The sequence below is a fragment of the Piscinibacter sp. genome, assembly GCF_050175855.1.
Taxonomy (GTDB): domain Bacteria; phylum Pseudomonadota; class Gammaproteobacteria; order Burkholderiales; family Burkholderiaceae_C; genus Piscinibacter.
Map to the genome: position 1 here is coordinate 1 of NZ_JBFXIO010000562.1, position 2577 is coordinate 2577.

The 2577-nt window shown below is 70.3% G+C and carries 4 protein-coding genes; all 4 read left to right on the forward strand.

Annotated elements, in window-relative coordinates:
* Window positions 1-524: ribonuclease III family protein (locus AB7U92_RS25710; RefSeq protein ID WP_428583477.1), on the forward strand; the 524-nt coding region annotated here is incomplete at its 5' end.
* Window positions 521-1447 (forward strand): GTPase Era, encoded by a 927-nt coding sequence (gene era / locus AB7U92_RS25715; RefSeq protein WP_428583479.1) that lies wholly within the window; start codon window positions 521-523, stop codon window positions 1445-1447. The genes AB7U92_RS25710 and era, both read left to right, overlap by 4 nt.
* A 3-nt stretch (window positions 1448-1450) precedes the next feature.
* Window positions 1451-2215 (forward strand): DNA repair protein RecO, encoded by a 765-nt coding sequence (gene recO / locus AB7U92_RS25720; protein WP_428583481.1) that lies wholly within the window; start codon window positions 1451-1453, stop codon window positions 2213-2215.
* The coding region (locus AB7U92_RS25725) for a pyridoxine 5'-phosphate synthase (protein ID WP_428583483.1) at window positions 2215-2577 on the forward strand (363 nt) is incomplete at its 3' end. The genes recO and AB7U92_RS25725, both read left to right, overlap by 1 nt.

Here is a 2577-nt window from a genome sequence, read left to right on the forward strand (position 1 = left end):
GCTCCGACGACGGCGACCTCACCCGCGTGCGGGCGCACCTCGTGCGCGAAGACAGCCAGCCCCGCATGGCGCTGCACCTCGGCCTGCCCGCGGTGGTGCGCCTGTCCGAAGGCGAAGCCCGCGGCGGCGGTGCGCAGCGCGCCTCCATCCTCGCCGACGCGCTCGAGGCGGTGATCGGCGCCGTCTTCCTCGACGCCGGCTTCGATGCCGCACGCGAACTGACGCAACGCCTGTTCGGCGAGGTGATCGCCGGCACCGAGATCGGCGGCTGGGCCAAGGATGCCAAGACCGAGCTGCAGGAGTGGCTGCAGGCGCGCCGCCTGCCCGTGCCGAGCTACCGCATCAGTGCCACCCGCGGCCAGGCCCATGCGCAGACCTTCGAGGTCGAGTGTGCCGTGCCCGCGCTCGGGCTGACCCAGTCGGGCGAGGGGCGTGCACGCCGCCAGGCCGAGCAGGAGGCGGCTCGGCGCATGCTCGACGTGCTCAAGGCGAGTGACCGCCCGGGCGGGCCGCTGCGCTCATGACCGACGGCCCCTCGTCCGACGATCCGCCCGCGGCGCAGCGCTGCGGCCTGATCGCCATCGTCGGCCGCCCGAACGTCGGCAAGTCGACGCTGCTCAACGCGCTGGTCGGGCAAAAGATCAGCATCACCTCGGCCAAGGCTCAGACCACGCGGCACCGCATCACCGGCATTCGCACCGTCGGCGACACGCAATACGTGTTCGTCGACACGCCGGGCTTCCAGACGCGACACGGCGCCGCGCTGAACCGCACGCTCAACCGCACCGTGCAAGGCGTGCTGGCCGACGTCGACGTGGTGCTGTTCGTGGTCGAGGCTGGCCGCTTCGGGCTCGACGATGCCAAGGTGCTGTCGCTGATCCAGGGCGAGGGCATGCAGAACAAGCCGGTGTTCCTGGTCGCCAACAAGCTCGATGCCGTGCAGCGCCGCGCCGAGATCCTGCCCTGGCTCAAGGGCATGCAGGACCGCCACGCCTTCGCCGAGTACGTGCCGCTGTCGGCGAAGAAAGCGGCCGACATGGAGCGGCTGCTGCAGATCATCCGCCCCTACCTGCCCGAGCAGGGCTGGTTCTACGAGGAAGACGCACTCACCGACCGCAGCGAGCGCTTCCTCGCCAGCGAGATCATCCGCGAGAAACTGTTCCGCCTGACCGGCGACGAACTGCCCTACACCTCCACCGTCGTCATCGACAAGTTCGAGGAGGAGGGGAATCTGCGGCGCATCGCGGCTTCCATCGTCGTCGAGCGCGATGCGCACAAGGGCATGATCATCGGGTCGGGCGGCGAGCGCCTCAAGCGCATCGGCTCCGAGGCCCGCCAGGAGCTCGAGCAGCTGATGGACGCCAAGGTCTTCCTCGAGCTCTTCGTCAAGGTGCGCTCGGGCTGGGCGGCCGACGAAGACCACCTGCGCAGCTACGGCTACGAGTAGCGCATGGCCACGGCGCGCGGCGCGGCGCCGCTGGCGGCCTACGTGCTGCACCGCTACGACTGGAGCGAATCCAGCCTGATCCTCGACCTGTTCACCCGTGCCCAGGGTCGCCTGACGGTGGTGGCCAAGGGGGCGAAGAAGCCGCACTCCAACCTGCGCGCGGTGCTGCTGCCCTTCCAGCGCGTGAACGCGTCGCTGGGTCGGCTGCCGGAGGGGGAGGGAGCGAGCGACATCCAGACGCTGCGCCAGGCTGAGTGGGCCGGCGGCATGGCGATGCTGACCGGCGAGGCGCTGTTCAGTGGCTTCTACCTCAACGAGCTGCTGATGAAGCTGCTGGCGCGGCACGATGCCCACCCGGTGCTGTTCGACGCCTACGCGCAGACGCTGCCGTCGCTCGCGTCGGCCGACGAAGCCGTGGCGCCGTCTGCGCTGCGCGCCTTCGAGCTGACGCTGCTGCGCGAGATCGGCCTGCTGCCGGATCTCTCGATGGCCACGCTGACGCTGCAGCCGCTGCGCGCCGAGGGCCTCTACGCATTGCGCGGCGACGCCGGCTTGATCGAGGTGCCGGGCGACGAGGCGGGTCTGCACGGCGCGGTGCTCACGGCCCTGCAGTCGGCCCTCGACCGCGGCGGACTGGAGGCGCTCCAGCACACTTGCGCGCTCGCGCTGCCGGCGCTCAAGGTGCAACTGCGCGCGCTGCTTCACTATCATCTGGGCTCCACGCCGCTGCGCACCCGCGCGGTGATGCACGACCTCCGGACGCTCTGATGAACCCGCTCGTCACCTCGGGCCTCGACGCCCACCGCGGCACGACCGCGCTGTCGGTCAACCTGAACAAGGTTGCGCTATTGCGCAATACGCGCGCACTCGGCATCCCCAGCGTGACCCGCGCCGCCACGCTGGCGCTGGAGGCCGGCTGCCAGGGCATCACCGTGCACCCGAGGCCCGATCAGCGCCATATCCGGCCGCACGACGTCACCGACCTTGGCGAACTGCTGAAGGCCTGGCCGCAGGCCGAGTACAACATCGAGGGCAACCCCTTCCACAACCTGATGGACGAGGTGCGCGGTCTCGTCCAGCGCGGCCTGCCGGTGCACCAGGTGACCTTCGTGCCCGACAGCGTCGACCAG